At 67.0% G+C, this 1,593-nt stretch carries 2 protein-coding genes; one reads left to right on the top strand and one right to left on the bottom strand.

The features are described 5' to 3' along the window. A partial coding sequence (gene holA, locus AC5E6L_RS10815; protein WP_491773213.1) for a DNA polymerase III subunit delta occupies positions 1-1,153 on the top strand: 1,153 nt, incomplete at its 5' end. 50 nt (positions 1,154-1,203) lie between these two features. Here holA and AC5E6L_RS10810 read toward each other — a convergent pair. Then, positions 1,204-1,593: ParB/RepB/Spo0J family partition protein (locus AC5E6L_RS10810; RefSeq protein ID WP_491773211.1), on the bottom strand; the 390-nt coding region annotated here is incomplete at its 5' end.

Here is a 1,593-nt window from a genome sequence, read left to right as displayed (position 1 = left end):
GCACATCGCCCGCGCTTGGTCCTTTGCGCCCTGGGCGGCGTTGCGCGCGCCTTGCCAGATCACAAAATCCCGGCGCTCAGACGATTCCAGCCAAAGACAAGCCGCTCTAGGCGCGGCCATGGCCCAGCTCAAGAGCCATGAGGCCGACCGCTTCATCGCCCGTCCCGACCGTTCCTTTACGCTCTTTCTGGTCTACGGACCCGACCATGGCCTGGCGGCCGAGCGCGCGGCGACGCTTGCCCGGACGAGCGGCGTGCCGCTGGACGATCCGTTCAACGCGGTTCGCATCGATGCCGGTGCGCGCGAGGTCGATCCCGACCGTCTGATCAACGAGGCCTACACGGTGGGCATGTTCGGCGGCCGCCGCCTGATCTGGCTGCGCGGCGCGGGCAACGAACGGGCGCTCACCGTCCAGGTCGAGCGGCTTCTGGCCGACCCGCCCCCGGACACGCTCATCGTCATCGAAGCGGGCGACCTTAAGAAGGGCGGTCTGCGCGGCGCTGTCGAGAAAGCGGCCGCCGGCATGGCGATTCCCTGCTATGCCGACAATGACCGGGCGTTGCAGGCGCTGATCGATCAGACCTTTTCCGAGGCGAACCAAAGGCTCGAACTCGACGCTCGTCAGTTCCTGGTGTCGCATCTTGGCGGCGACCGGGCCGCCTCGCGGGCCGAACTGGACAAGGTCGTGCTCTATGCGCTCGGCCTGCCCGTGGTCACGCTCGCCGATGTCGAGGCGGTTTGCGGTGACGCATCGGCGCTGGCCTTCGACGATGTTTCGATGTCGGTCCTGACCGGAGACCTGAAGGCGCTCGACCGCGCGATGGTGAAGTTCGAGACCGGCAGCGGTGCGCCCTCGGCCCTTTTTGCGATCCTGATCCGCCAGTTCCAGTCGCTTGATCGGATGCGCGCGGACATGGACCGCGACGGCAAGAGCCCGGGCGCTGCGGTCGCAAGCGCCAGACCGCCGATCTTCTTTGCCCGCAGGAAGGCCATGGAGCAGGCGCTCGGCATCTGGACGCCGCCGGCCATTCGCGCCGCGCTCGCCCGCTTGCGTGATTCCCTTCTCCAGGCGCGGCGGACACGGCATCTGGAATCCGACGTGCTGCGCATGACCTTACTGGCGCTGACCGTGCAGAGCGCGCGGCGGCGTTAGGGCTTTACTGGTGTTATAAGGCTTGTTCCGGCTTCGAATCGAAGTTTGTTTCAATCGCGTTGCAGGAGGCGGCAAAGGTCGTCGAACTGTTCGAGCGACCGGTAGCGAATGCGCAATTCCCCGCCCGTGCCCTTCGGGCGGATATCGACCTTGTAGCCCGTCAGATCGGACAGTGTCCGCTCGATCGCGCGCGTGTCGGGGTCCTTGCCGGCGGCGGATCGCTTTTGCGTGGGCACGCCGTCGCCGGCCGGCGCCTGCGCCAGGGTTTCCGCCTGTCGGACTGAAAGGCCCTCGGAGGCGATCCGTCGGGCAAGAGAGACCGGATCGCCTGCCGTGACCAGCGCACGCGCGTGCCCGGCCGACAAATCGCCCGCACAAACCATCGCCTGCACCTCTTGCGGAAGCCTCAAGAGCCGCAACGTGTTGGCGACATGGCTGCG

The sequence above is a fragment of the Roseitalea sp. genome (assembly GCF_984466335.1).
This window is presented reverse-complemented; position numbering and strand designations above follow the sequence as displayed.